This is a genomic window from Rhizobium oryzicola (genome assembly GCF_030504645.1).
Taxonomy (GTDB): domain Bacteria; phylum Pseudomonadota; class Alphaproteobacteria; order Rhizobiales; family Rhizobiaceae; genus Neorhizobium; species Neorhizobium oryzicola.
The window spans coordinates 59060-84589 of the sequence record NZ_JAUKWQ010000002.1 but is presented as its reverse complement, the minus strand read 5'-3'; the positions used below and the strand labels follow the sequence as shown (position 1 = coordinate 84589).

At 59.5% G+C, this 25530-nt stretch carries 21 protein-coding genes and 1 tRNA gene; 9 read left to right on the top strand and 13 right to left on the bottom strand.

Features of this window, described 5'->3' with window-relative positions:
* Positions 1-295: 295 nt before the first annotated feature.
* Entirely contained in the window at positions 296-1468 is a 1173-nt protein-coding gene (locus tag Q2T52_RS07695) for an SGNH/GDSL hydrolase family protein (protein ID WP_302076131.1), read from the top strand.
* A 14-nt stretch (positions 1469-1482) separates the two neighbouring features.
* Here the strand turns inward: Q2T52_RS07695 and Q2T52_RS07690 are convergent, their stop codons facing one another.
* The 6 genes from Q2T52_RS07690 to gltB all read right to left on the bottom strand — a co-directional run bounded on the left by Q2T52_RS07690 (position 1483) and on the right by gltB (position 9174).
* On the bottom strand, positions 1483-2052 hold the full coding sequence (locus Q2T52_RS07690) for a nucleoside 2-deoxyribosyltransferase (protein WP_302076130.1): 570 nt from the start codon (positions 2050-2052) through the stop codon (positions 1483-1485).
* Between the two features lie 79 nt (positions 2053-2131).
* A complete protein-coding gene (locus tag Q2T52_RS07685) occupies positions 2132-3586 on the bottom strand; it encodes a glutamate synthase subunit beta (RefSeq protein WP_302076129.1) in 1455 nt (484 codons plus the stop codon).
* 11 nt (positions 3587-3597) lie between these two features.
* Positions 3598-3756 (bottom strand): hypothetical protein, encoded by a 159-nt coding sequence (locus Q2T52_RS07680; protein ID WP_302076128.1) that lies wholly within the window; start codon positions 3754-3756, stop codon positions 3598-3600.
* A gap of 18 nt (positions 3757-3774) precedes the next feature.
* Positions 3775-4161 (bottom strand): type II toxin-antitoxin system VapC family toxin, encoded by a 387-nt coding sequence (locus tag Q2T52_RS07675; RefSeq protein WP_367187287.1) that lies wholly within the window; start codon positions 4159-4161, stop codon positions 3775-3777.
* An 8-nt stretch (positions 4162-4169) separates the two neighbouring features.
* Entirely contained in the window at positions 4170-4442 is a 273-nt protein-coding gene (locus Q2T52_RS07670) for an antitoxin (RefSeq protein ID WP_302076126.1), read from the bottom strand.
* A gap of 58 nt (positions 4443-4500) precedes the next feature.
* On the bottom strand, positions 4501-9174 hold the full coding sequence (gltB, locus tag Q2T52_RS07665) for a glutamate synthase large subunit (protein ID WP_302076705.1): 4674 nt from the start codon (positions 9172-9174) through the stop codon (positions 4501-4503).
* A 454-nt stretch (positions 9175-9628) separates the two neighbouring features.
* Between gltB and Q2T52_RS07660 the strand changes: the two genes are divergently transcribed.
* Entirely contained in the window at positions 9629-10681 is a 1053-nt protein-coding gene (locus tag Q2T52_RS07660; RefSeq protein ID WP_302076125.1) for a threonine aldolase family protein, read from the top strand.
* A 6-nt stretch (positions 10682-10687) separates the two neighbouring features.
* Here the strand turns inward: Q2T52_RS07660 and Q2T52_RS07655 are convergent, their stop codons facing one another.
* On the bottom strand, positions 10688-11554 hold the full coding sequence (locus Q2T52_RS07655) for a LysR family transcriptional regulator (RefSeq protein ID WP_302076124.1): 867 nt from the start codon (positions 11552-11554) through the stop codon (positions 10688-10690).
* A gap of 87 nt (positions 11555-11641) precedes the next feature.
* Between Q2T52_RS07655 and Q2T52_RS07650 the strand changes: the two genes are divergently transcribed.
* On the top strand, positions 11642-12625 hold the full coding sequence (locus Q2T52_RS07650; RefSeq protein WP_302076123.1) for a bile acid:sodium symporter family protein: 984 nt from the start codon (positions 11642-11644) through the stop codon (positions 12623-12625).
* Positions 12626-12689: 64 nt separating this feature from the next.
* On the opposite strand, the gene Q2T52_RS07645 is transcribed toward Q2T52_RS07650, so the two are convergent.
* Positions 12690-13172 (bottom strand): Hsp20 family protein, encoded by a 483-nt coding sequence (locus tag Q2T52_RS07645; RefSeq protein ID WP_302076122.1) that lies wholly within the window; start codon positions 13170-13172, stop codon positions 12690-12692.
* 396 nt (positions 13173-13568) lie between these two features.
* Here Q2T52_RS07645 and Q2T52_RS07640 point away from each other — a divergent pair, with 396 nt between their 5' ends.
* Positions 13569-14537 carry an alpha/beta fold hydrolase gene (locus tag Q2T52_RS07640; RefSeq protein ID WP_302076121.1) on the top strand — a complete coding sequence of 323 codons (969 nt, stop codon included), beginning with the start codon at positions 13569-13571 and terminating at the stop codon, positions 14535-14537.
* A gap of 1 nt (position 14538) precedes the next feature.
* On the opposite strand, the gene hisN is transcribed toward Q2T52_RS07640, so the two are convergent.
* Both hisN and Q2T52_RS07630 read right to left on the bottom strand, forming a co-directional pair.
* Positions 14539-15318 carry a histidinol-phosphatase gene (gene hisN, locus Q2T52_RS07635; RefSeq protein WP_302076120.1) on the bottom strand — a complete coding sequence of 260 codons (780 nt, stop codon included), beginning with the start codon at positions 15316-15318 and terminating at the stop codon, positions 14539-14541.
* 306 nt (positions 15319-15624) lie between these two features.
* On the bottom strand, positions 15625-16509 hold the full coding sequence (locus Q2T52_RS07630; RefSeq protein ID WP_302076119.1) for an N-formylglutamate amidohydrolase: 885 nt from the start codon (positions 16507-16509) through the stop codon (positions 15625-15627).
* Between the two features lie 175 nt (positions 16510-16684).
* Between Q2T52_RS07630 and cpdR the strand changes: the two genes are divergently transcribed.
* Positions 16685-17047 (top strand): cell cycle two-component system response regulator CpdR, encoded by a 363-nt coding sequence (gene cpdR, locus Q2T52_RS07625; protein WP_302076118.1) that lies wholly within the window; start codon positions 16685-16687, stop codon positions 17045-17047.
* 106 nt (positions 17048-17153) lie between these two features.
* Positions 17154-17228: transfer RNA gene (locus Q2T52_RS07620), tRNA-Val, on the top strand.
* 118 nt (positions 17229-17346) lie between these two features.
* Here Q2T52_RS07620 and Q2T52_RS07615 read toward each other — a convergent pair.
* Together Q2T52_RS07615 and Q2T52_RS07610 are read right to left on the bottom strand one after the other, a co-directional pair.
* Complete coding sequence (locus Q2T52_RS07615) at positions 17347-17547, bottom strand: hypothetical protein (RefSeq protein WP_302076117.1); 201 nt, start codon at positions 17545-17547, stop codon at positions 17347-17349.
* 212 nt (positions 17548-17759) lie between these two features.
* Complete coding sequence (locus Q2T52_RS07610) at positions 17760-18065, bottom strand: hypothetical protein (protein ID WP_302076116.1); 306 nt, start codon at positions 18063-18065, stop codon at positions 17760-17762.
* A 247-nt stretch (positions 18066-18312) separates the two neighbouring features.
* On the opposite strand from Q2T52_RS07610, the gene Q2T52_RS07605 reads away from it, so the two are divergent.
* Positions 18313-20103 (top strand): chloride channel protein, encoded by a 1791-nt coding sequence (locus Q2T52_RS07605; RefSeq protein WP_302076115.1) that lies wholly within the window; start codon positions 18313-18315, stop codon positions 20101-20103.
* Positions 20104-20187: 84 nt separating this feature from the next.
* Here Q2T52_RS07605 and Q2T52_RS07600 read toward each other — a convergent pair whose 3' ends face one another.
* Positions 20188-21222 (bottom strand): glutamine synthetase beta-grasp domain-containing protein, encoded by a 1035-nt coding sequence (locus tag Q2T52_RS07600; RefSeq protein WP_302076704.1) that lies wholly within the window; start codon positions 21220-21222, stop codon positions 20188-20190.
* Between the two features lie 394 nt (positions 21223-21616).
* Between Q2T52_RS07600 and Q2T52_RS07595 the strand changes: the two genes are divergently transcribed.
* Together Q2T52_RS07595 and Q2T52_RS07590 are read left to right on the top strand one after the other, a co-directional pair.
* On the top strand, positions 21617-21811 hold the full coding sequence (locus tag Q2T52_RS07595) for a DUF2735 domain-containing protein (protein WP_302076114.1): 195 nt from the start codon (positions 21617-21619) through the stop codon (positions 21809-21811).
* A gap of 382 nt (positions 21812-22193) precedes the next feature.
* Positions 22194-25514, top strand: coding sequence for a transglutaminase family protein (locus tag Q2T52_RS07590; RefSeq protein WP_302076113.1), 3321 nt, complete (start codon positions 22194-22196; stop codon positions 25512-25514).
* Positions 25515-25530 lie beyond the last annotated feature (16 nt).

Sequence of the window (25530 nt, the reverse complement as noted above, 5' to 3'; positions counted from 1 at the left end):
GCGGAAAACGCAGGCGATGCTTCAGGCATCGGCGAGGCTTTTCAACGATGTAGCTCGCCGGAGCGCCCACATCCAGAGGACGCGCGAACGGCTGCGATCTGCTTTGTCGAAGCACTTGAATGGGTCTGGAACCCATCCGTGCGTGCTTCTCCTCGCATATCATGGCCGTTCATCGCGCCATTTCAACAATATGATCAGGTCCTCACCCTAGGCCGTGCCCGAACACAGCTTCGGTCGCGGGCGGCACCGCCAGCGAAAGACTGACATGAGAGATCCAGGGACAGGAAAGGGCGCAATGGCATCGCGCAAGCTGCGCTTGAGTGCTGTGGTGTGCGCCTTGTTGGTTTTCCATCTGGATGCTGGCGCGGCCTTCGCGCAGGAACGACGGACTCTGTTTGACTTCCTCTTTGGCGGCAATCGCGCGTCGCAGCGTGAAGAAGGTTATGAGCGCCAGCGGGAGCAGCGCATCATCCGCGAACCTCGCCAGCGCAATCGCCCAACGACAGGCCGCGTCGTGCCCGCACCCGCAGCCCCGACGACCGCTGCAAAGCCGGAACCCGCGCAGAAATTCGATAATGCGCGCCGCGTACTCGTCATCGGTGATTTCACGGCCATGAGCCTCGGTAGTGGCTTGGAAGACGCCTTTGCACCGGACCCCTCCATCGTGATCAGCGAACATGGCGAGAGCGCATCCGGTCTGGTGCGGCAAGATCATCTAGAATGGCCAAGGGAATTGGCAAAACTGTTGGCAAGCGAAAAGCCGGCCCTCGTCATCGTGATGCTCGGCGCGAACGACCGCCAGCAGATGCAATTGGGTGAGAACCGCGAAAAGTTCCGTTCCGAGAAGTGGATGGCAGAATACGAGCAGCGTGTCGGCGAGCTTGCGAAACTGGTGACGGACCAGAAGCTGCCCCTTCTGTGGGTGGGCCTGCCCGCCTTTCAGTCACCGGCACTCACGGCGGATGCCCTGACGTTGAACGGCATCTATCGCGACCAGGTGGAAAAAGTCGGCGGCGAATTCGTCGACGTCTGGGATGGCTTTGTGGATGAAGGTGGCGAATTTGTCATGACAGGTTCCGACGTGAATGGGCAGCCAGTGCGCCTGCGCGGACAAGACGGCGTTAGCTTCACGACCGCGGGCAAACGCAAGCTTGCCTTCTACGCGGAAAAATTCATCCGCCGCCATCTCGGCGATTTATCGGTTGGCAATCTGATCCGGCTTGATTCCGGCAACCTGCCGCTGCTCTCTGCCGTTCCGCCGGAAAACAAGGCCAAGGTTGTTTCTCAGCCGGTGGCCCTGACGGACCCGGATCTCGATGGCGGCAAGGATTTGCTGGGCGGCCAGGATTCCGCCGTGCCGAGCCCGGATTCACCGCGCAACATGCTGCTGACCAAGGGGGTGCTGCCCTCGCCGCCCGTAGGGCGCGTCGATTATTATCAGACCGAAGTCACCGGCTCGACGCAGTAGGGAAGCCTGCGCAATCAGCCATGCCGGCTGGCGACCCATTTCAGGCAGGCCTCGAAAGCAGTCAGATCCGTGTAAAGCGCCTCGGGTGATGCGGCATGCGTGGCAATGAAGCCGCCACGACGCTCCACGCCGCCATGCAGCATCAGGTTTTCGATCATGTCGAAATTCTCAAGCGACATGCCATCCGGCCCGCGCTTGCGGCCATCCGCTGTTTCCCGCACTTCGCCGTTGTAGAAACCGGATGTCCGCTGGAAATGGTTCTCCGCCACATTGGTATAAGCAGAAACGATCTTGCCCTGCGCGCACATATACCCCAGCTCGAAAGCGGTGCCGACATCGGCGGCGATGCCACGGAAGGGCGTCAGATTGGCAATCACGCCATCGGCGCGGTTCATCATGTCCTCATCGACCGCACTGATCTTGAGACCGAATTCATGCAGCGTCGGCGCAGGTTCGATCGTCACGTCACCAGGACAGATCGGCTCGAACCCGTAGGCGCGGGTCATCGCAGCCTTTGCATCCAGCATATCGCGGGCGTTGGGCAGAAAAACTTCCGGTCCGGCAAGATAAAACTTCAGAGCCATCAATGGTGTCCAATATGTCAGCATGCTGAAACAGATCAGCCCGGCGAACCGGGCTGATGAAGATCACTTTTAGAGCCTATCAGGCCGGCAGAACCGTCGAGCCCATCAAGGCCTCGTCCACGGCGCGGGCCACCTGACGGCCTTCGCGGATGGCCCAGACCACCAGCGACTGGCCGCGGCGGACGTCACCGGCTGCCCAGAGCTTATCGACGGAGGTCTTGTAGTCCTTTTCGTTGGCGACCACGTTCGTGGAGCCACGGCGATCGATATTGAGCGTAAGCTTGTCGCCGAGATCCTTCAGCACGCTATCCTTCGCCGGGCCGGAGAAGCCGATGGCGATGAAGGCGAGATCAGCCTTGATGATGAAGTCCGTACCAGCAATCGGCTTGCGGCGCTCATCCACCTGGCAGCAGCGCACGCCGGTCAACTGACCGTCTTCGCCCACGAATTCGAGCGTCGCAACCTGGAATTCGCGGTTTGCGCCTTCAGCCTGCGACGACGAGGTGCGCATCTTGGTGGCCCAGAAAGGCCAGACGGCAAGCTTGTCTTCCTTTTCCGGCGGCATGGGGCGGATGTCGAGCTGGGTGACCTTCACGGCACCCTGGCGGAAGGCCGTGCCGACGCAGTCCGATGCCGTATCGCCACCGCCGACGACGACGACGTGCTTTGCACCAGCCAGGATCGGCTCGGACGGCCAACCCACGCTATCGATATTTTCGCGACCGACGCGGCGGTTCTGCTGTACCAGATAAGGCATGGCATCATAGACGCCGTGCAGGTCCACACCTGGAATACCGGCAGGACGCGGCGTTTCCGAACCGCCGCAATAGATCACCGCATCATGGTCTGCCAGCAGCTTTTCCATCGGCAGGTCGACGCCGATATTGACGCCGCAATGGAAGGTGACGCCCTCGCCCTTGATCTGCTCGACGCGGCGGTCGATGAAGTTCTTCTCCATCTTGAAATCAGGGATACCGTAGCGAAGCAGCCCGCCGGGCTTGGATTCACGCTCATAGACATGAACCTCATGGCCGGAACGGCCCAGTTGCTGGGCCGCGGCAAGACCCGCAGGACCCGAACCGATGATGGCCACCTTCTTGCCGGTGTGGATGGTCGGCGGCTGCGGCGAGATGAAGCCAAGCTCATAGGCCTTGTCGGCAATGGCCTGCTCGACCGTCTTGATCGCCACGGGAGCATCTTCCAGGTTCAGCGTGCAGGCTTCCTCGCAAGGTGCCGGGCATACGCGACCCGTGAATTCGGGGAAGTTGTTGGTGGAATGGAGGTTGCGGATCGCCTCTTCCCACTTGTTGTTGTAGACGAGGTCGTTCCAATCAGGGATCTGGTTATGAACTGGACAGCCGGTCGGGCCATGGCAATAGGGAATGCCACAGTCCATGCAGCGCGCTGCCTGTTTCGTCACCTCGGCATCCGACATTGGAATGGTGAACTCGCGGAAATGGCGAATGCGATCCGACGCAGGCTGGTACTTTGCCACCTGCCGGTCGATTTCCATGAAACCCGTAACCTTGCCCATGTCTTACCCTTTCAAAACGGCAGGCCCAAAGGCCCCCAATACCAGTAGGCGAAGCCGATGATCGCCCCCTGCACGATAAACTCCAATCCGATCGATCCGTTGACCAGATAGCCGGCGGTCGGAACTGCGGTAGCCAGCATGATGGAGACTAGGAGATGCACTTTGCGCATTCTGCTTCCTCTCCGCCGCTATCGCAGCCAGTTCTCGATCTTCAGTCCCGGAACCCGGGAAAACTCGGTTTCATTATTCGTCACGAGCACGGCATCGAGCGCCACTGCATGTGCCGCGATCCAAAGGTCGTTTGGACCGATATTCTTTCCCTGTCTCAACGCCAGCCGGATCTCGGCATAACGCTGGTCGCTCGGCAACTGAAGGGGCGCTACGTAAAGCCGCCGCGTGACCGCCGAGACCTTTCGTGCGAGCTCCTCGGAGCCGTTCTTCTTTACGCCGTACCAGATCTCACCATGGGTGATGATACTGATAAAGGCGTTCTCCTCACCAACCTCGAGAAGACGTTCAAGAACCTTCCCACGCGGGTCCCGAACGATCGCCGAAACGATGTTGGTGTCGAGCATGTACCGCATCAGATCTCGACCTCTCGGAGCGGTGGAAGATCATCGTCCTCTTCAACGAAGTCTTCTCCGGTCCAGGCTTCGGCCTGCTTGAGATACTCGATGAGGCCAGCAGTCACTGCCGTCCGCATCAGGATCGAGCCATCCGGTTGCTGCACAAGAACGGCCCGATCACCATCGAACTCGAATTCCTTCGGTATGCGAACCGCCCGGCTTCGACCATTTTTGAAGATGGCGGCTGCGACCTCACCATCTCCACGCGCGTCCTTTCCATGCTCGTTCATATCCACCTCCAAAGCCGTCATATGCCGATAGCATATCACAACGATGGAGCCTGTCGAACTATTCCGCCGCAACGCCCATGCGCATGCGTTCCATTTCCTCAAGCGCACGGCGATACTCGACCGGCATGACCTTGCGGAACTTCGGACGATACTCGCTCCAGCGATCCAGGATCTCCTTGGCGCGGGTGGAGCCCGTGTAGTGGAGATGGTTGGAAATCATCTGGTAGAGTCGCTCTTCGTCATGGCGCGTCATGTCCTCGGAAACGTCCACGCGTCCCTTGTGCATGAGATCGCCACCGTGATGGTGGAGCTTCTCCAGCATGTCGTCTTCTTCCGGAACCGGCTCCAGCTCGACCATGGCCATGTTGCAGCGCTTGGCGAAATCGCCGCTCTCATCGAGAACGTAAGCCACGCCACCGGACATGCCGGCTGCGAAGTTGCGGCCGGTTTCGCCGAGAACCACGACGATGCCGCCCGTCATGTATTCGCAGCCGTGATCGCCCACGCCTTCGACGACGGCAATGGCACCGGAGTTGCGAACCGCAAAACGCTCACCCGCAACACCGCGGAAGTAGCATTCGCCGGTGATGGCGCCGTAGAGCACCGTGTTGCCAACGATGATCGACTGCTCAGCGGCAAGCTTGGAGTTTTCCGGCGGGCGCACGATGATGCGGCCACCAGAGAGACCCTTGCCCACATAGTCGTTGCCATCGCCCACGAGATCGAAGGTGATGCCGCGTGCGAGGAAGGCGCCGAAGGACTGACCAGCCGTGCCACGGAGGGTGACATGAATGGTATCGTCCTTGAGACCCTTGTGACCCCAACGCTTGGCAAGCGCACCGGACAGCATGGCACCTGCGGAGCGGTCCACGTTCTTGATCGGCACTTCGAAGACCACCGACTCCTTGCTTTCCAGCGCGGGCAGTGACTTCTCGATCAGCTTGCGGTCGAGAATGTCGTCGATCGGGTGCTTCTGGCGCTCGGTCCAGTAGGTGGCTGCCTTGGGCGCCTCCACCTTGTGGAAGATACGGCTGAAGTCGAGACCCTTAGCCTTCCAGTGCGCCAGCATCTCATCCTTTTCGAGGAGTTCGGAAGCACCGATGATCTCGTCAAGCCGGGTGAAGCCCAGCGAAGCCAGGATCTCGCGCACCTCTTCCGCTACGAAGAAGAAGTAGTTGATGACGTGCTCGGGCGTGCCCTTGAAGCGCTTGCGCAGAACCGGATCCTGCGTCGCAACGCCCACGGGGCAGGTGTTCAGATGGCACTTGCGCATCATGATGCAGCCAGCCGCAATCAGCGGAGCCGTTGCGAAACCGAATTCATCCGCACCGAGAAGCGCGCCGACAATCACGTCACGACCGGTCTTCAAGCCACCATCGACCTGCAGGGCGATACGCGAGCGAAGGCCATTCAGCACCAACGTCTGCTGGGTTTCGGCAAGACCGATTTCCCAAGGGGAACCGGCATGCTTCAGCGAGGTCAGCGGCGAGGCACCCGTGCCGCCATCGAAGCCGGCAACCGTGATATGGTCGGCGCGTGCCTTGGCAACACCGGCAGCAACCGTGCCGACGCCGACTTCCGAGACGAGCTTGACCGAGATATCGGCAGCCGGGTTGACGTTTTTCAGGTCGAAGATCAGCTGCGCCAGATCTTCGATCGAATAGATGTCATGGTGCGGCGGCGGCGAGATGAGGCCGACACCCGGCGTGGAGTGACGGGTCTTGGCAACCGTCGCATCCACCTTATGGCCGGGCAGCTGCCCGCCTTCGCCGGGCTTTGCACCCTGCGCCACCTTGATCTGCAGCATATCGGCGTTGACGAGATATTCCGTCGTCACACCGAAGCGGCCGGAAGCGATCTGCTTGATGGCCGAACGCTCGGGGTTCTGCGAACCATCCGCCAGCGGCATGTAACGGTCGCTCTCTTCGCCACCCTCACCTGTGTTCGACTTGCCGCCAATGCGGTTCATGGCAATCGCCAGCGTGGTGTGCGCCTCGCGGCTGATGGAGCCGAAGGACATGGCACCGGTGGAGAAGCGCTTGACGATATCGACCGCCGGTTCGACTTCATCGATCGAGACTGGCTTGCGGCCGATCTGCTCCGCGGACTTGATCTTGAACAGACCACGGATCGTGTTCATGCGCAGCGAGGTCTCGTTCACCATGGCTGCAAATTCGCGGTAGCGATCCTGGCTGTTACCGCGCACGGCGTGCTGCAGGGAGGCAACCGCGTCCGGCGTCCAGGCATGGCTTTCACCGCGCATACGGTAGGCATATTCGCCGCCGATATCGAGCGTGGAGGCCAGAACCGGATCCTTGCCGAAAGCTGCCTTATGGCGGGCAAAGGTTTCTTCCGCAATTTCCGTCAAGCCCACGCCTTCAATGGTCGTGGCGGTGCCGAAGAAGTACTTGTTGACCAGTTCGGATGCCAAGCCGATCGCGTCGAAGATCTGCGCGCCGCAATAGGACTGGTAGGTGGAAATGCCCATCTTGGACATGACCTTGAGAATGCCCTTACCGACCGCCTTGATATAGCGATAGACCACTTCTTCAGCATCGACTTCCTTCGGGAATTCGCCGCGGGCATGCATGTCCGTCAGCGTATCGAAGGCAAGGTAGGGGTTGATCGCTTCCGCACCGAACCCGGCCAGGCAGCAGAAGTGATGGATTTCGCGCGGCTCGCCGGATTCCACGACGAGACCGACGGAGGTACGAAGCCCCTTGCGGATCAGGTGATGGTGCACGGCAGCCGTGGCCAGTAGCGCCGGGATGGCAATGCGGTCCGGCCCGATCTGGCGGTCAGAGAGAACGATGATGTTGTAGCCGCCGCGAACGGCTGCTTCCGCACGCTCGCAAAGGCGATCCAGCATTTCCGGCATGCCTTCGGCGCCGCGCTCCACATCATAGGTGAAGTCGAGCGTCTTGGTGTCGAAGTGGTCCTCCATGTGACCGATGGAGCGGATCTTTTCGAGATCGCCATTGGTCAGGATCGGCTGGCGAACTTCCATACGCTTGGCCTTGGCCATGCCTTCATGGTCGAGAATGTTCGGGCGCGGGCCGATGAAGGAGACGAGGCTCATGACAAGCTCTTCGCGGATCGGGTCGATCGGCGGGTTCGTCACCTGCGCGAAGTTCTGCTTGAAATAGGTGTAGAGCAGCTTCGACTTGGACGACATCGCCGATATCGGCGTATCGGTGCCCATGGAGCCGACAGCTTCCTGGCCCGTGGTCGCCATCGGCGACATCAGGATTTTGGTGTCCTCAGAGGTGTAACCAAAGGCCTGCTGGCGGTCGAGCAGCGACACGTCGCGGCGCAGCGCGCGCGGCTCTACCGGCTTCAACTCTTCCAGAATGATCTGGGTGCGGTCGAGCCACTGGCGATAGGGATGCTGAGTGGCAAGCTCGCTCTTCACTTCCTCGTCGGAAATGATGCGGCCCTTTTCCATGTCGATCAGCAGCATCTTGCCGGGCTGCAGGCGCCACTTCTTGACGATGGTTTCTTCCGGCACCGGCAGAACGCCCGCTTCGGAGGCCATGATGATGCGATCGTCGGACGTCACAACATAACGTGCCGGACGCAGACCGTTACGATCGAGCGTCGCGCCGATCTGCTTGCCATCGGTGAAGGCAACCGCTGCCGGACCATCCCACGGTTCCATCAGGGCAGCGTGGTATTCGTAAAATGCCTTGCGCTCCGGGCTCATGGACTGGTTGCCGGCCCAGGCTTCCGGGATCAGCATCATCACGGCATGCGCCATGGAATAGCCGCCGCGCACGAGGAATTCGAGTGCGTTGTCGAAGCAGGCCGTATCCGACTGACCTTCATAGGAGATCGGCCAGAGCTTGGAGATGTCGTCGCCGAAGAAGGGCGAGGACACGGAGGCCTGACGCGCCGCCATCCAGTTGACGTTGCCGCGCAGCGTGTTGATTTCGCCGTTATGGGCAACCATGCGGTACGGGTGCGCCAGCTTCCACGACGGGAAGGTGTTGGTGGAGAAGCGCTGGTGCACGAGGGCAACCGCAGACTCAAAGCGCGGATCGCTCAGGTCCTTGTAATAAGCGCCAACCTGATAGGCCAGGAACATGCCCTTGTAGACGATGGTCGAGGAGGACAGCGAGACCGGATAGAAGCCGGTTTCCTGACCGCCGAACTGGTCGTAGATGCGGTTGGAGATGACCTTGCGCAGCAGGAACAGCTTGCGCTCGAAATCATGGTTCGTCGCGGCATCGCGGCCGGCGCCGATGAAGATCTGACAGTGATAGGGTTCGGTCGCGGCAATATCCGGCGCCTTGGACAGCGAGGAGTTATCTACAGGCACATCGCGGAAGCCGAGGAACTGCTGGCCCTCTTCGGCAATGACCTCGATCATCACCTTCTTGAAGTGCTCGATCTGCTCCGGGTCGCGCGGCATGAAGATGTGGCCAACGGCATATTCGCCAGCCTTCGGCAGCGTGACACCTTGCTTCGCCATTTCCTCACGGAAGAAGCGATCGGGGATCTGCACCAGAATGCCCGCGCCATCACCCATCAGCGGGTCAGCGCCGACAGCGCCGCGATGCGTGAGATTTTCCAGGATGAACAGGCCATCCTTGACGATCTGATGCGACTTCTGCCCCTTCATATGGGCAATGAAGCCGACGCCGCAGGCATCATGCTCGTTGCGCGGATCGTAGAGACCCTGCGCGAAGGGCATGCCCGACGGCGACAGACGGGCTGGGATAACGGCTTTCATGCTCTCACCCTCGTGGGGAGTGGATACAGGCTTCGTCATCATATTCCTCCAATCGGCCACTTGGGACCATCTTGAACAGCCAGCCCGGCGTTGCACCCAAAGGGCACCTACACCAGACACCGCACCGCCAGATGACAACCCTCCCCTCTTTCGAAGCGACGATATCATCCGGCGATCAATTGAATTAGGACAGCATTTCTGTCCTAGTTTTCAAAATCTATGACAGAAAGCTTATAGCCCCGCAAGAGCGCAGACCAGAAAATTAACGATCTCCTAGAGGGAAAATTACGGCCGAGGTGGGTTCCGGGCAATTTTCTTATCAGAGGCCTGCATTTCGAGCCGCAAGATTGCGTTCGCACACAGGTCCGCGGGTTTATCGCGCCGAGACTATTGATCCGACGGAGGATCAGCCTAATCTCCGGCCGCTGTCATCTTACCTGCGAAAGCCGACCCCATGTTTTTTGCCTCGGACAACTGGGCGGGCGCACATCCCGCCATCAACGAACGCCTGCTGAAGGAATCGACCCGCTTTGCCGCAGCCTACGGCACGAGTGAACTGGACCTCGCCATCGAGCAGCGTTTCAACGAAATCTTCGAACGCGAGGTCTCGGTCTTCTTTGTCGCGACCGGTACGGCCGCCAATTCTCTGGCGCTGGCAAGCCTGGCAAAGCCGGGCGGCGTGACCTTTGCGCATTCCGAAGCGCATGTCATCGAAGACGAATGTGGCGCGCCGGATTTCTTCAGCGGCATGCGCATGTCGCCGGTCGACGGTCCGCACGGCAAGATGGACCCGAGGCATCTCGTCTCCCGCATCGCTCGGTATCCTCAGGATGCCGTCCACCATGGCCGCGCGACCGCCGTCACCATGACGCAGGCGACCGAAACCGGCACCATTTATACCCTCGACGAAATCGAGGAGATCGCCCGCATTTCCCATGAACATGGCCTGCCGCTGCACATGGATGGTGCGCGCTTCGCCAATGCGCTGGTCAACCTCGGGGCGACACCGGCCGAAATGACCTGGAAGCGCGGCGTCGATGTCCTCTCTTTCGGCGGCACCAAGAACGGCTGCTGGTGCGCGGAAGCCATCGTATTCTTCGACCCTGCCATGGCGAAGGAACTTCCCTTCATCCGCAAGCGCTCTGCCCAGCTCTTTTCCAAGTCCCGTTTCATCGCCGCCCAGTTCGAGGCCTATCTGCAGGATGACCTCTGGCTGGATCTTGCGCGCCATGCCAACGCCATGGCTGATCGTCTTCGCGCAGGACTGAACGGCTCCAACACTGCGCGCCTGGCCTGGGAAACCCGGTCCAACGAGGTTTTTGCTGTTCTTCCCAAGGCAACGGCCAAGGCGGCCGGGGAAAAGGGTGCAAAATTTTACGACTGGCTAGAGCCAAAGGATATGGCGGAACCGGTCAGTGAACAGGATGTGCTGATCCGCCTCGTCACCAGCTTTGCAACAACACCAGACGATGTCGATGCATTCCTGCGCCTGGTGGCGGCGGGCTGACACCGCTTAATCGGTCGCCAATCCCGCATGCGGCGCGATCCGCTTCGTGATCAGGTCTGACAGGGCGGCCAGCAGCGCCGCGTCGGCACCCCGGCGCGGCACCAGAACAAATTCCACATCCTCCAGTGCCGGCAAGCGGTCTGCCGGTATTTCCCGCAGGCCCGACGGCGCCATGCTGCGCGGCTGCACCAAAACCCCCATGCCGGCGCGAGCCGCAGCGGTCAGTCCCGAAAGGCTGCCGCAGGTGCAGACGATCCGCCAAGCCCACTTCTCACGGTCCAGTGCCCGCTGTGCCAGACGCCGGGTGATACTCGGCGCCGGAAAGGCGATCAGCGGCAGCGGATCCCCGCGCGAAAGAATCAGATCCGGATCGCGCGCCAGCCAGACAAGCGGCTCGCGATAGAGCAATTGTCCATGGGTCTCGCCGAGATGACGCTTGGCAAGCACGAGATCGAGATCGCCCACCTCCAGCATCTGGTAGAGGTTGACGCTGAGGTCCACCGTGAGTTCGAGATCGACAAGCGGATGCAGACGGATGAAATCTTCCAGAATTGTAGTGAGGCGGTTTTCGACGACATCCTCGGACACGCCGAGACGAAGGCGTCCGCGCAGGCGGCTTTCGCTGAACAGGGACATGACCTTGCCGTTCAGCTCCAGCATCCCGCGGGCGTAGCTGAGCAGGGCCTCCCCCTCCGCGGTAATACGGACCTGATGGGTATTGCGAAAGATCAACTGCTTTCCGACAGATTTCTCGAGCCGCTGGATATGCTGGGTCACCGTCGATTGCCCAAGCCCCAGCCGCTCGGCGGCCACAGTGAAAGAACCGGTCTGGTGCAGCATGACGAAGCTGTTGAGATGCGTGAGGCTCAGCATGTTATTGCACTTCGCGATAACTGTTAGTTATTGCATCTTGCTTTGTGATGACGGAGAAGTAAAGCAGCCACGATTGAGGATTTCGCCATGCAGCGTTTCTTGCCAGACCAGTTCACATTGATGCTAGTGACGACGGTCATCATTGCTTCCCTGTTCCCGGCACACGGCGCCTTTGCGTCCTACTTCAACGTCGCAACCAATTGCGCGATTGCCCTTCTGTTCTTCCTACACGGTGCGCGGCTTTCGCGGGATGTGGTGATTGCCGGTATCCTGCACTGGCGCCTTCACCTGACCATCCTACTCACCACCTTTGCGGTCTTTCCGCTGGTCGGGTTGGCGCTAGGTTTCATCCCCCCGTCCATTCTGGATCCCAAGCTCTACATTGGCATCCTTTATCTGTGCGTTCTGCCATCCACCGTGCAGTCGTCGATTGCCTTTACTTCAATTGCCGGCGGCAACGTACCGGCGGCGATCTGCTCGGCATCCGCCTCCAACCTGTTCGGCATGTTCCTGACCCCGCTCCTGGTAGGCTTGCTGTTCACCACGCAAGGCCAGTCCGGCTTCTCCTTCAGCGCATTGGAAACCATCGTATTGCAGCTTCTGGCGCCGTTCATCCTGGGCCAGGTTCTGGAACCCTGGATCGGCAGCTGGATCCGCGCCCGCAAGAAGATCCTCATGCCTGTTGATCGCGGTTCGATCCTGATGGTCGTCTATCTCGCCTTCAGCGAGTCCGTGAATGAGGGGCTGTGGCACACCTTCTCGATTACAGATATTGCCGTGGTCATCGTGGTCAACGGCATTCTTCTCGCTGCCATCCTCTGCCTGACCATGTTCGGCAGCCGACTGATGGGCTTCAACAAGGAAGACGAAATCACCATCACCTTCTGCGGTTCGAAGAAAAGCCTTGCAAGCGGCGTGCCCATGGCGAGTGCGATTTTCGCGGGCCAAAGCATTGGCGCGATCGTTCTGCCCCTGATGCTCTTCCACCAGATCCAGCTGATGGCCTGCGCAGTGCTTGCACAACGGTATGCCGCAAAGCAGCAGAAGAAACCCGTGGCGGCCACCGTATAATGACAAAAGCCTCTCCCGCGGGGGAGAGGCCTGAACGTCTGCCAATTCGAGAGGGGCTAGGCAGTTAGTTGATCTGCTGCGGAGCCTGCTGGGCCTCGATGGTCTTCGGAGCATCAGCGAGATCGCCAGCAATCGCGATGCGGCGCGGCTTCAGAGTTTCGGGAATATTGCGAAGCAGGTCGATATGCAACAGACCGTTCTTTAGCGAGGCGGCTTGCACTTCCACATGATCGGCAAGCTGGAAGCGGCGCTCGAAGGCGCGCTTGGCGATACCGCGATAGAGATATTCGCTCTTTCCGGCATTCTCGTCCTCGGACTTCTCACCCTTCACCGTCAGCACATGGGCGTGTGCTTCAATGCTGAGCTCACGCTCGTCGAAGCCAGCAACGGCCATGGTGATGCGATAGGTGTTCTCACCCGTGCGCTCGATATTATAGGGCGGATAGGTCTGGGCCTGCTCGGGCTGGCCGATGCCGTCAAGCATGGAAAACAAACGGTCAAAGCCGACGGTGGAACGATAGAGAGGGGAAAAATCAACGTGACGCATGGTGTCCTCCTGTGAAGCGACGTGTGCGATCTTAATGTTCGGGCGAGCGTCCCTTCTGGCGACGCTGGCCGGTTCTTGCAGGCCCGTTTGGCGCCTGCAAGAACTCAGATGGGAAGTGGTTTTGGCCGCTTCAAGACCCTGCTTTGCGGAAAATTTTGGCCCGTGTTTTCTGCCTGAACCGATGATGAATGACCAATTCCTGTGGCATTCAGGCTGGCTATCTTAGCCTCGCAAATACCGGACGCATTTGCATCCGGTGGCTGGAGCGAGGTGCCTTTCCCTCCAGTTGACCTTTGCGCCGGGACCACTATCGACCCCGCCGGTCCCGGTGCTTTTTTCTTTGACGCAAGTCAGAGCGCGCCCTACAGATTCCAGCAACTGAAAATGCGGCGAGCCATGGACGACATCCTCTATTCGACGCCTGACAACCCTGTTCCCGCCAACCATACGGCGGGCTTTTTCGAAGGGCATCGCGGTATCCGTCTGCGTTACGGCATTTTCCGTTCGGAAATTTCGCCGGCACGCGGCACGATCGTTTTGGTGCATGGCCGCAACGAGTTCATCGAAAAGTATTTTGAGACAATCCGCGATCTCAATGCCCTCGGCTTCTGGGTCGCGACCTATGACCTGCGCGGACAGGGCGGCTCGGACCGGCTGCTGAAGGATTCTCGAAAGGGCCACGTCGCGCGCTTCCGGGATTATCAGCGGGACCTGGACCTCTTCCTGGAACAGATCGTGCTGCCCGATACCCGCCTTCCCTTCTACCTGACGGCCCATTCCACCGGCGCCTTGATCGCGCTTGCGCATGCACCGCGACTGGCAAACCGCATCGAGCGGATGGCCCTCGCGGCTCCGTTCGTCGGGCTGACAGGTCAGGGACCTTCGGAAGGAACGGTGCGCCGCTTGTCCGGCCTTTTGAGCAAGACCGGCTTCGGCCGCGTGACCTTGAGCAAGGACCAGAGCCATCGGCCCTATGACAACAACCCATTGACCTCGGATCCAGCCCGTTTTGCCCGCAATGCCGCTATCATCGCAGCCCACCCCGAGCTGACCATCGGCGCACCCACCGCCCGCTGGCTGCACGAAAGCCTGCAGGTTGCCGCTCGCATTCGCCAGCAAACGCACCTGACACGCATTACCGTACCGACGCTCGTTCTGGCACCCATGCTAGATGGCGTGGTGCCCTATGCGGCACAGGAAAATCTCTCCAGAAATTTTCGGGCGGGTCAGCTGATCACGATCACGGGCGCCCGGCACGAACTGTTTCAGGAGCGAAACATCTATCGTGTGCAGGTCCTGGCAGCGATTGATGCCTTCTTCAACGGCACAGAGATAGCGCAGGCCTTCGATAGCGAGATGGCGTAACTTAGGCTTTACCCTGGAGAATGGCCAGCGCCTCCTCATAAACCGCATGGCTACCGGCAGCGATAATGTTGCCACCCATTTCCGGGCGCCCACCATCCCAGGTCGTGACGATGCCGCCCGCCTGCTCGATGAGCGGGATCAGCGCGCCAACATCATAGGGCTTCAGGCTGTCCTCGATGACGAGATCGATATGGCCAGCGGCCAGCAGCGCATAGGCGTAGCAATCCACCCCGTAGCGGAACAGCCGGACCTTGCTCTCAACCGCCTTGTACAAATCATAGCTTCCACCCTGGAAGATATGGGGAGAGGTGGTGAAAAGCGTTGCATTGCCAAGGCCACCGCAATCTCGGGTGTGAATTTGCCGCTCGCCATCCGGCCCGCGATACCAGGCCCGTTGCCCGTCGGCAAAATAGCGCTCTCCCGTAAAGGGTTGATCGACCAGGCCCATCACCGCCCGGCCCTTCTGGTAAAGACCAATCAGCGTTCCCCATACGGGCACGCCGGAAATGAAAGCACGGGTTCCGTCGATCGGATCGATGACCCAGACCAAATCGCGATCGAGGCCGATCGATTCGTGCTCCTCCCCCAGAATGCCGTGCGCCGGGAAATGCTGGATGATGCGGTCGCGGATGGCCGTCTCTGCAGCCTGGTCTGCTTCCGTAACCGGATCGAACCCGCCTGCAAGCTTGTTGGAGACAAGCGTGCCTGTGCGAAAGCGCGGCAGCGTCTCTCCTTTGGCGGCATCGGCAAGGCTGTCGAAAAAAGCACGATCTGGCAGCATAATGGTCTCGCAGATATTGGGTACGCGCCTCTTTTAGACGATCCGGCGAAGCGGGCAATACGGGACCCACATGAAATAACTGCCGCGAGTTTAGTCACTCACACAATGTGCTTGACATTTGGGCACATCGGCCATAGCGTCACATTACAGTCTTTTGACTGTAAATACCCTCCTTGGGTGTTTCCTCCCTAGACTCAAAGCCGCGCCCTGAGCGCGGTTTTTTTTAGCCTGCGCTCCAATGCAGGCACATCCGCAAGGCAGAACTTCGCTCCTCGGCCGCTCTGGATAATTTGGGATGCCGGAGGCTTATTCGGCAGCAAGCGCCGTTTCGCGGCGGTAATCTTCTGCAAAATCAATCATCTGCCGCATGAAGGCAGAAAGCGCCGCGGCAATGATGTCGAATTCGGGACGCTTCTCTAGCGTCGCCTCATCCACATAGAGCGCGCGATTGACCTCGATCTGCAGCGCATGCAGCCCACGCACCGGTCGACCATAATGTTCCGTTATGAAGCCACCCGCGTAAGGCTTGTTGCGTACTGCCGTGAAACCCATCTCCTCCAGGAAATGAACAGCGGCGCGCGACAGTTCGGCCGAGGCACTGGTGCCGTAACGGTCGCCAATGATGAAGTCCGGCCGCAGATCAGAGCCTGAAAGCCGGATGTTGCCTGGCATGGAATGGCAGTCGATCAGCACGGCAAGCCCGAATCGCGCATGTGTGCGGGCAATCAGCCGCCTCAGCGTCGCATGAAACGGCTTATAGATACCTTCGATTCGCCAAAGCGCCGTCTCGACGGAAATGCGGTGGCGATAAATCTCCATATTCTCGGCAACGATTCGAGGAATGGTTCCGAGGCCACCGGCAACCCGCATGGAACCGATATTGGCATAGGACGGCAAGGCACCATCGAACATGCGCGGATCAAGCTCATAAGGCTCGCGGTTCACGTCCAGATAGGCGCGCGGAAAATGGGCGACGAGGAAAGGCGCGCCAAATTCCGTTGCATCCGCAAAGAGTTCGTCAACGAAGTGATCTTCCGAACGACGAATCGACAGGGCATCGAGCCTGGAGCTTTCCAGAAACTCGGAAGGATAAGCGCGCCCGCTGTGGGGAGAGCTGAACACGAGGGGAACACTCTGGACCTCAGGCTCTCGCACCTCAAAGGGCTCACTCTCGCCTGATACCCAGTCCATCCCGCCTTTACCATGTCGTGAACTTGTCGAAGCACCATGTTGCCAGTTGCCTGTCATTAAGTCCATACTATCTACATCCCTACCTGAAACTCTGCCGCCCGCCACCTTCATCGGTTTTTAAGCGCGGACAGGTAAGCTTGGCGGCTGAAGAATGAATGAGAACCAAAACGGTCCCATGATGCATAAAATCCTTCTCGCTGAAGATGATAACGATATGCGCCGCTTCCTCGTGAAGGCGCTGGAGAAGGCAGGCTACAAGGTAGCGTCCTTCGACAATGGGGCAAGCGCCTATGACCGCCTGCGCGAAGAGCCTTTCGCCCTTCTGCTGACAGACATCGTGATGCCCGAAATGGACGGCATCGAACTGGCACGACGCGCCACCGAGCTGGACCCGGACTTGAAGGTGATGTTCATCACCGGCTTTGCAGCTGTCGCTCTCAATGCTGATTCCAAGGCGCCGAAGGATGCCAAGGTGCTTTCCAAGCCTTTCCACCTGCGCGACCTCGTGGACGAAGTGAACAAGCTCCTGGCCGCTTGAGCCCGGTTTTCCGGGCTTTCCGTGAGGGCTGTAAAAAAACAGTCACAAGCGGAAAAAAACGGGTTGACGGCGCGACCGCTTTTATGGTCTATCCGCCGCCACGGAAGGGCGTGTAGCTCAGCGGGAGAGCACTACGTTGACATCGTAGGGGTCACAGGTTCAATCCCTGTCACGCCCACCATTCCAATTGAAAATGTTGAGAAATCCGCTTCGGCGGATTTTTCCATTTCTGGGCCCGGCGCCGCGCGCAGCGTTATCAGCTCACGTGTTGCAGGCTAACAAAGTTTGGCTCTTTTCTTTCAGATGAGCGAGCAAATCAGCGCAAGATAACCGGAATGAATGCGGCGCAGGAAAGCCATCAGCCGCATGGCCATGACCGGCGTCACATCTTTCAGCTGCCGGATCCGGCCGCTGCGATAATGAAGAGACAACACTGCGAGCTTTTCATCGTAATGCAGCGCCTTGAGACGTCGCATCGCAATATAAATTGAATGCCGCACTTTAAACCCTTCGACATCGTTTGCTGAATATCGCGTATCGAATATCTTTAGAACACACAACGATTAAGCGAGTTGAGTGAGCGACACTTTTACTTTGCAGTTAACTTGAATGTCCGTACGTCAACAAGAATAGATCTACAGAGAAACCTTATCAGAAGGCTGCTTCATCATTGGAAAGGGAGCAGACCTTTCGATCTGCTCCCTTATGTCGCTCAGTACCAGCGCGGCGGCGGTCCCCAATCACGCGGGGGCGGTGGTGGGTGGCCCCAGACACCACGCGGCGGGCCCCAGCCCGGCGGCGGTGGAGGCGGCGGGCGGTGCCAGTAACGCGGTGGCGGCTCGTACCGGCGGATCGGCACGCAATCACCCCAGCGGTTCAAGCGCCAGCCACGGCCGCATTCCCAATCGATCTTCTGCACCAGCCCCTCATGCGGCAGCGGATCCGCGGGGATAGGTTGTGCGAGACTTGCAGACGCTCCGGCCAGAACGATTCCAGCAGCAATAAGAAGAGCCTTCATTTCAGAACCTCACGAGTGGATGTCTGAGGTGGACGTTAGGCCCGGCAGACTGAATGACGGCTGAATTGCCCGTTCAGGAAAAATTGAGGGGTAGCTTCGTCATCTACCGCCCTAAATGATCCTGCTAACAAGAAACACCGCCGAGGATACGAGCCTTGAAATCAACGCAAGCCTCATGTCTTTACCGCGCAAAGTGGCAGGTACCTCTGAAGCAGAGCGCTGCCGCAGGCACAGAGTAAGAACAGTCATGGCTACGCTTTCAATCGACGCAATCACACAGGTGTTTCGATCAACCGCCGCCCTGGTGAAGGCGCGAACATTCGCTCGTGGCAGCGAGTTCGGGCTCATCCTTTCCGCGGCGGTCATTGGGCTTGCCGCAGGCGGTGCTGTCAGCCTGATGAGCTGGATCTCGCGCAGCCTGCACAGCCTGATCTTCGGCATTGGGCACAATGACTGGCTCAGCGCCTCGGAAATCGAAAACCAGCTCATCGTGCTTCTCGCCCCTATCTGTGGCGGCATACTGCTCGGCATAACTCTGTTCATTCTGGCGAGGCGGCGGAAGCGCCAGATCGTTGACCCCATTGAGGCAAACGCGTTGTATGGCGGACGCATCTCGCTGACGGACAGCGTTATCGTCGCCGTGCAGAATTTGATCTCGAACGGCTTTGGCGCATCTGTGGGGCTTGAGGCCGGCTATACGCAGCTCTCCGCAGGGCTCGCCTCCAAGCTTGGCAACAAGCTGAAGCTCCGCCGCGAGGACATGCGCGTTCTGGTGGGCTGCGGCGCGGCGGGTGCGATTGCGGCCGCCTTTAACGCCCCTCTGACGGGCGCATTTTATGCCTTCGAGCTGATCATAGGCACCTATAGCATGGTGGCGTTGGCACCCGTCGTGGGCGCCGCCATCATCGCTACCTTCGCCGCGCGCGCCTTTTCCGGAAACAGCTTCATCATTGAGGTGGGCGAAATCGGCCTGATCACACCGGCCGACTATGTGCCCGCGATCTTGCTCGGCGCCACCTGCGCCGCCGTCGGTATCCTCATCATGCAGGGCGTCGCCTGGGTGGAGGAGCTTGCCCGCAAAAGCTCGATACCGCCCTATGTGCGTCCCGCGCTTGGTGGCATAATTGTCGGGTTGCTGGGCCTTGTCACGCCGCAGGTCCTGTCGGCCGGACACGGAGCCCTGCATATCAACCTGGACCGAGAGGCACCGGTACAGATCCTGATCGGGATCTTCCTTCTGAAATCCTTCGCCTCGGCCATTTCGATTGGATCCGGCTTCAGAGGCGGCCTGTTCTTCGCCTCGCTCTTCATGGGCTCGCTGGTCGGCAAGATCTTCGCAATACCCGCCGACATGCTGACGACCGGCACGCTGACCCCAACGGTGCTGGCAGTGGTCGGCATGAGCGCTCTGGCGGTCGCCGTCATCGGCGGTCCCTTGACCATGACGTTCCTGGCGCTGGAGATTACCGGCGACTTTCCCATCACCGCCCTGGTGCTGGCCGCCGTCATCACCTCGTCTCTCGTGGTGCGCAACACGTTTGGCTATTCATTCGCCACCTGGCGCTTCCATCTCAGAGGCGAAAGTATTCGCAGTGCCCATGATGTCGGCTGGATCCGGAACCTGACAGTGGACAAACTGATGCGTGCGGACGTGAAGAAGGCGCGCGCCGACATGGCGCTCAAGGATTTCCGCGAAGCTTTTCCATTGGGCTCGGCCCAGCGCGTGATCCTGGTTGATGAAAGCGAGCGCTATGTCGGCATCGTCCTCGTGCCGGAGATCTATGCCGACGAAGTGGACCAGACCGAGCCGCGCAGCCAGCTGATCGATTTTGCCCAGTTTCGCAATGATTTCCTGCAGCCGCAGATGAATGCCAAGCAGGCCACTGCCATCTTCGACAAGACGAAGAGCGAAGCGCTCGCCGTCGTCAACGACATGATCGAGCGCCGTGTGATCGGCCAGCTGAGCGAAGCCCATACGCTACGTCGTTACAGCGAGGAGCTTGACCGTCGCCGGCGGGAAGCCGTCGGCGAGGTGTAACGCAAGCCGCGTCATGAATTCCCTAAAGCAAAACGGCACCGGATCGCTCCGGTGCCGTTTGTTATGCGCGGTGGATCAAATCGATCAGGCAGCAGCCGAAGCAGCCGTCGGAACTTCTGCGATCGTTGCGAGAACGCGCGAAGCGATCGCGTAGGGGTCGCCTTGGGAGTTCGGACGACGATCTTCCAGGTAACCCTTGTAGCCGTTGTTCACGAAGGAGTGCGGAACGCGGATGGAAGCGCCACGATCAGCAACGCCGTAGGAGAACTTGTTCCACGGAGCGGTTTCGTGCTTGCCGGTCAGACGCAGGTGGTTGTCCGGACCGTAAACGTCGATGTGCTCCTTCCAGTTCTTTGCGAAGGCAGCCATGAGGGCTTCGAAATATTCCTTGCCCCCAACTTCGCGCATGTAGGTCGTGGAGAAGTTGCAGTGCATGCCCGAGCCGTTCCAGTCGGTGTCGCCGAGCGGCTTGCAGTGGAACTCAACGTCGATGCCGTACTTTTCGCACAGACGGAGAAGCAGGTAGCGTGCCATCCAGATCTGGTCGGCAGCGCGCTTGGAGCCCTTGCCGAATACCTGGAATTCCCACTGGCCCTTGGCCACTTCGGCATTGATGCCTTCGTGGTTGATGCCGGCAGCGAGGCAGAGGTCGAGGTGCTCTTCAACGATTTCGCGAGCAACAGAACCGACGTTCTTGTAGCCGACGCCCGTGTAGTAAGGACCCTGCGGAGCCGGATAGCCCTGTTCCGGGAAGCCGAGTGGGCGGCCGTTTTCGTAGAAGAAGTATTCCTGTTCGAAGCCGAACCAGGCGCCTTCGTCGTCCAGGATGGTTGCGCGGCTGTTGGAGGGATGCGGGGTTACGCCATCCGGCATCATGACTTCGCACATGACCAGCGCACCGTTGGTGCGAGCCGGATCGGGATAGATTGCGACCGGCTTCAGAACGCAGTCGGAGCTATGACCCTCGGCCTGCATCGTGGAGGAACCGTCGAAGCCCCAGAGCGGCAGCTGCTCCAGCGTCGGGAACGCATCGAATTCCTTGATCTGGGTCTTACCACGAAGATTCGGCACCGGCTTGTAACCGTCGAGCCAAATATATTCGAGCTTGTATTTCGTCATAGTCATCTCTCGTTTCTATGCTGCGAGGTTTTTGCAGATCCAGGCTCGCGCCGCTTCCTCATGAAGGTCGCCTCCGGGACTGCAAGAGGAAATGCATATTGCGTGCCAGTTGAGAGCTTCCTCCGCCAAAGCCTTACACGAGACCGTGATGCCCCCCTGCATTTCCGGGGCTAATCCGTAGTTTTTGCGGCCATAAGGAACTGCACCTCCCCTAGCGGGTTGAGCAGGTGGCCATGGGCCAGTTCGGAAAGCATCTCTCCGTCGGCATCTTGATTTTTGAATAAAAAATGGCCATAATGCACAAATAGAAGACAACAAAATCGACGCAAAAGAATGCATCATGATTATTTATTGTGCATTCAAAGCAGGCGGATCGATAGCAAGGTTGAAGAAAATGACTGAAATTCAAAGACCTACCGCAGAGATCATCCCTTTCCCCTTTGGTGGCCGCAGCAATGTGCGCTGGGCACAGGAGAAGAACAAGGCAATCCAGCCGGCCGCATCGACCGCCTGCTCGGATCTCGCGTTTGGCGGCAGCTGGTATCACGAGGCTGCATTGACCGAACAGGACAAGCCCAATAGCCACTAATACGGCGGCGCACAGAAATTAGGCTCAAAAGCCCAACAACTAGGCTTTTGCCTAGTTTTTAGACTTCGACATCGGTGATGAATATGCCCATGCCTGTGGACATGGCATTCGGCGCAATTTTTGGCGAACCTGACCGGAAGCCCGTTCAGAGCGCTATTGCAGCCCGCATTTGAGGCAGCTCATACAATGGCCTGCCAAGAAAATATGCGACGCGCCGAAAATTTGATCTAGTTGCGGTATTTCCGCTATCTCTAAATGCTTGAAATCACCTTGTTTCTCGGCAAGGAAATCTTAAAGACACCTTGCTTTATGCCTTGCCTTTGAACAAACTCGGGCTCTTCATTCGCCTCGGCTTGCCGCCCAGGAGCCGACAAGGAGCCCCATGTCGATCAAGGCCAGTATTTATCATCTCACCCATTATAAATATGACAGACCCGTCCGGCTCGGTCCCCAGATCATTCGACTGAAGCCGGCAGCGCATTCCAGGACACGGGTACTCAGCCACTCCCTGAAGGTTTCTCCTGCCAACCATTTCGTCAATCTGCAGCAGGACCCCTACGGCAATTATCTGGCCCGCTATGTCTTCCCGGATCCGGTGACCGAGTTGAAGATAGAAGTGGATCTGATCGCGGACATGACGGTCTACAATCCCTTCGACTTCTTCGTGGAAGAAGAAGCAACCAAATGGCCTTTCGACTACCCGGAAAACCTGGTGGAGGATCTCTCCATCTACCGCACGCCTGAACCTGCGGGTCCGCTTCTGCAGGCGTTTCTGGACACGCTCGACCGCTCGGAACAGCCGACCGTCGACATGGTGGTCGCTCTCAACGCCCGTCTGCAGCGCGAGATCGGCTATATCGTACGCATGGAGCCGGGCGTCCAGACGCCGGAGGAAACCTTCGAGCGTGCGAAAGGCTCATGCCGCGATACGAGCTGGCTTTTTGTCCAGATCCTCAGGCATCTGGGTTTTGCGGCGCGCTTCGTGTCCGGCTATCTGATCCAGCTGACGCCGGACCTGAAGGCACTCGACGGCCCCTCCGGCACGGAATACGATTTTACGGACCTGCACGCCTGGGCGGAAGTCTACCTGCCGGGCGCCGGCTGGGTGGGTCTCGACCCCACCTCAGGCCTGCTGACCGGGGAAAGCCATATCCCATTAGCGGCAACGCCTCACTACAAGAACGCAGCACCCATTTCCGGCGGTTACTTCGGCGAGGCCGAAACCAGCTTCGACTTCGACATGAAGGTGGCGCGGGTTTCCGAACATCCGCGCATCACCAAGCCCTTCTCCGACGAAAGCTGGGATGCCCTCAACGCGCTCGGCGAAAAGGTGGACGCGGTTCTGCAGGCGCAGGACGTGCGCCTCACCATGGGTGGCGAACCGACCTTCGTCTCCATCGACGACTTCCAGTCCGACGAATGGAACACGGCGGCCGTCGGCCCTACCAAGCGCGACCGCGCCGATGTTCTGATTCGCAAACTGCGCGAGCGTTTCGCGCCCGGTGGCTTCCTGCATTACGGCCAGGGCAAGTGGTATCCGGGCGAGAGCCTGCCGCGCTGGACCTTCTCGCTCTATTGGCGCAAGGACGGCCTGCCGATCTGGAGCGACCCGGATCTGATTGCCGTCGAAAATCGCGATCACAAGGTGACCCATGAGGATGCGGCGCGTCTGTTGCAGGCGATTGCTTTGGAGCTGGACCTCTCCACCGAAAACGTGACACCCGCCTATGAAGACCCGGCCGAGTGGATCATCAAGGAAGCCAGCCTTCCCGAAAACGTCGATCCAGCCAATTCCAAGCTGAAGGACCCGGAAGAGCGCAATCGCATTGCCAAGGTGTTCTCACAAGGCTTGACGACGCCCGCAGGCTACGTGCTGCCGGTTCAGGCTTGGCAGAGCCGCGCCTCGGGGCGCACCTGGGTCAGCGAGAAGTGGCGCACCCGGCGTGGGCGGCTCTATCTTATCCCCGGCGACAGCCCCGTCGGCTTCCGCCTGCCGCTGAACTCCCTGCCCTATATCGCGCCCTCCTGGTATCCTTATATCAACCCCGTCGATCCCACGATCGAGCGGCCACCGCTGCCGGATTTCTCGACCGAAAAGGGTCGCGTCATGCCGGAGCATTCGCTGAGGCCCGACATCGCCCAGCAGACCCAGCTTGGCCAGTCCTATGAGGAAATCGGGGGGCGCGTGCGCACCGCGATTTCGGTGGAAGTGCGCGACGGACGCCTCTGCGTCTTCATGCCGCCAACCGCTGCCCTGGAAGAATATCTTGATCTCATCGCTTCGGCGGAGCGGGCGGCCAAGGCGCTTGGCCTGCCTGTCCATATCGAGGGCTACACCCCACCGCATGACGAGCGGCTGAATGTCATCCGCGTCGCCCCCGATCCCGGCGTCATCGAAGTCAACATCCACCCGGCTTCCAACTGGAAGGACTGTGTGGAGATCACCACCGCCATCTATGAAGAAGCACGCCAGAGCCGGCTCGGTGCCGACAAATTCATGATCGACGGTCGCCACACCGGCACCGGCGGCGGAAACCATGTTGTGGTTGGCGGCGCAAATCCGAATGACAGCCCGTTCCTGCGCCGGCCGGACCTGTTGAAGAGCGTCGTGCTGCACTGGCAGCGCCACCCATCGCTCTCCTACCTGTTCTCCGGCCTGTTCATCGGCCCGACCAGCCAGGCGCCCCGTATCGACGAGGCGCGGCATGATGGCCTTTACGAGCTGGAGATAGCGCTGGCGCAGGTGCCAGCACCGGGACAAGGGCTTCCTCCCCTGCCCTGGCTGGTGGATCGCCTGTTCCGCAACCTGCTGACGGACGTCACCGGCAACACGCATCGCTCCGAAATCTGCATCGACAAGCTCTTCTCACCCGATGGACCAACGGGTCGCCTGGGGCTGATCGAGTTCCGCGGCTTCGAAATGCCGCCGAACGCCCGCATGTCGCTGGCGCAGCAATTGCTGGTGCGTGCGCTGATTGCCCGCTTCTGGCGCAATCCCGTGCAGGGCTCCTTTGTGCGCTGGGGCACGGCGCTTGCCGATCGCTTCATGCTGCCCCACTACATCTGGGCCGATTTCATGGATGTGTTGTCGGACCTGCGCCAGAACGGTTTCGATTTCCGGCCAGAATGGTTCGAGGCTCAGCTCGAATTCCGCTTCCCCTTCTTCGGCGAGGTGGAATACGAGGGTGCCAAACTCGAACTGCGCCAGGCGCTGGAACCCTGGCATGTCATGGGCGAACAGGGCGCCATCGGTGGCACCGTGCGCTATGTCGATTCCTCCGTCGAGCGCCTGCAGGTCAGGCTGGAAACGAGCAATCCGGAACGCTACAAGGTGGCCTGCAATGGTCGCGCCGTCCCGCTCAAGCCCACAGGCATATCGGGCGTTTCGGTCGCAGGCGTTCGTTTCAAGGCCTGGCAGCCTGCGTCAGGTCTGCATCCGGTCCTTCCCGTCAACTCTCCATTGACGTTCGACATCTACGATAGCTGGTCAAACCGGTCGGTCGGCGGTTGCGTCTATCATGTCGCGCATCCCGGGGGTCGTAATTACGAGACATTCCCGGTCAATGGCAATGAGGCCGAAGCGCGCAGGCTTGCACGTTTCGAACCATGGGGGCATACGGCGGGCCGATATGCATTGATGCCGGAACTGGTTTCGCCAGAGTTTCCTCTGACGCTCGACCTGCGCCGGCCGATAGGAGTGTGAATTGGCAGTGACCCCG

Excerpts from the sequence above, each read along its gene's own strand:
- Q2T52_RS07695 (WP_302076131.1), top strand. The coding sequence starts at position 296 with ATGGCATCGCGCAAGCTGCGCTTGAGTGCTGTGGTGTGCGCCTTGTTG.
- Q2T52_RS07690 (WP_302076130.1), bottom strand. The coding sequence starts at position 2,052 with ATGGCTCTGAAGTTTTATCTTGCCGGACCGGAAGTTTTTCTGCCCAAC.
- Q2T52_RS07685 (WP_302076129.1), bottom strand. The coding sequence starts at position 3,586 with ATGGGCAAGGTTACGGGTTTCATGGAAATCGACCGGCAGGTGGCAAAG.
- Q2T52_RS07680 (WP_302076128.1), bottom strand. The coding sequence starts at position 3,756 with ATGCGCAAAGTGCATCTCCTAGTCTCCATCATGCTGGCTACCGCAGTT.
- Q2T52_RS07675 (WP_367187287.1), bottom strand. The coding sequence starts at position 4,161 with ATGCTCGACACCAACATCGTTTCGGCGATCGTTCGGGACCCGCGTGGG.
- Q2T52_RS07670 (WP_302076126.1), bottom strand. The coding sequence starts at position 4,442 with ATGAACGAGCATGGAAAGGACGCGCGTGGAGATGGTGAGGTCGCAGCC.
- gltB (WP_302076705.1), bottom strand. The coding sequence starts at position 9,174 with ATGAAAGCCGTTATCCCAGCCCGTCTGTCGCCGTCGGGCATGCCCTTC.
- Q2T52_RS07660 (WP_302076125.1), top strand. The coding sequence starts at position 9,629 with ATGTTTTTTGCCTCGGACAACTGGGCGGGCGCACATCCCGCCATCAAC.
- Q2T52_RS07655 (WP_302076124.1), bottom strand. The coding sequence starts at position 11,554 with ATGCTGAGCCTCACGCATCTCAACAGCTTCGTCATGCTGCACCAGACC.
- Q2T52_RS07650 (WP_302076123.1), top strand. The coding sequence starts at position 11,642 with ATGCAGCGTTTCTTGCCAGACCAGTTCACATTGATGCTAGTGACGACG.
- Q2T52_RS07645 (WP_302076122.1), bottom strand. The coding sequence starts at position 13,172 with ATGCGTCACGTTGATTTTTCCCCTCTCTATCGTTCCACCGTCGGCTTT.
- Q2T52_RS07640 (WP_302076121.1), top strand. The coding sequence starts at position 13,569 with ATGGACGACATCCTCTATTCGACGCCTGACAACCCTGTTCCCGCCAAC.
- hisN (WP_302076120.1), bottom strand. The coding sequence starts at position 15,318 with ATGCTGCCAGATCGTGCTTTTTTCGACAGCCTTGCCGATGCCGCCAAA.
- Q2T52_RS07630 (WP_302076119.1), bottom strand. The coding sequence starts at position 16,509 with ATGGACTGGGTATCAGGCGAGAGTGAGCCCTTTGAGGTGCGAGAGCCT.
- cpdR (WP_302076118.1), top strand. The coding sequence starts at position 16,685 with ATGATGCATAAAATCCTTCTCGCTGAAGATGATAACGATATGCGCCGC.
- Q2T52_RS07610 (WP_302076116.1), bottom strand. The coding sequence starts at position 18,065 with ATGAAGGCTCTTCTTATTGCTGCTGGAATCGTTCTGGCCGGAGCGTCT.
- Q2T52_RS07605 (WP_302076115.1), top strand. The coding sequence starts at position 18,313 with ATGGCTACGCTTTCAATCGACGCAATCACACAGGTGTTTCGATCAACC.
- Q2T52_RS07600 (WP_302076704.1), bottom strand. The coding sequence starts at position 21,222 with ATGACGAAATACAAGCTCGAATATATTTGGCTCGACGGTTACAAGCCG.
- Q2T52_RS07595 (WP_302076114.1), top strand. The coding sequence starts at position 21,617 with ATGACTGAAATTCAAAGACCTACCGCAGAGATCATCCCTTTCCCCTTT.
- Q2T52_RS07590 (WP_302076113.1), top strand. The coding sequence starts at position 22,194 with ATGTCGATCAAGGCCAGTATTTATCATCTCACCCATTATAAATATGAC.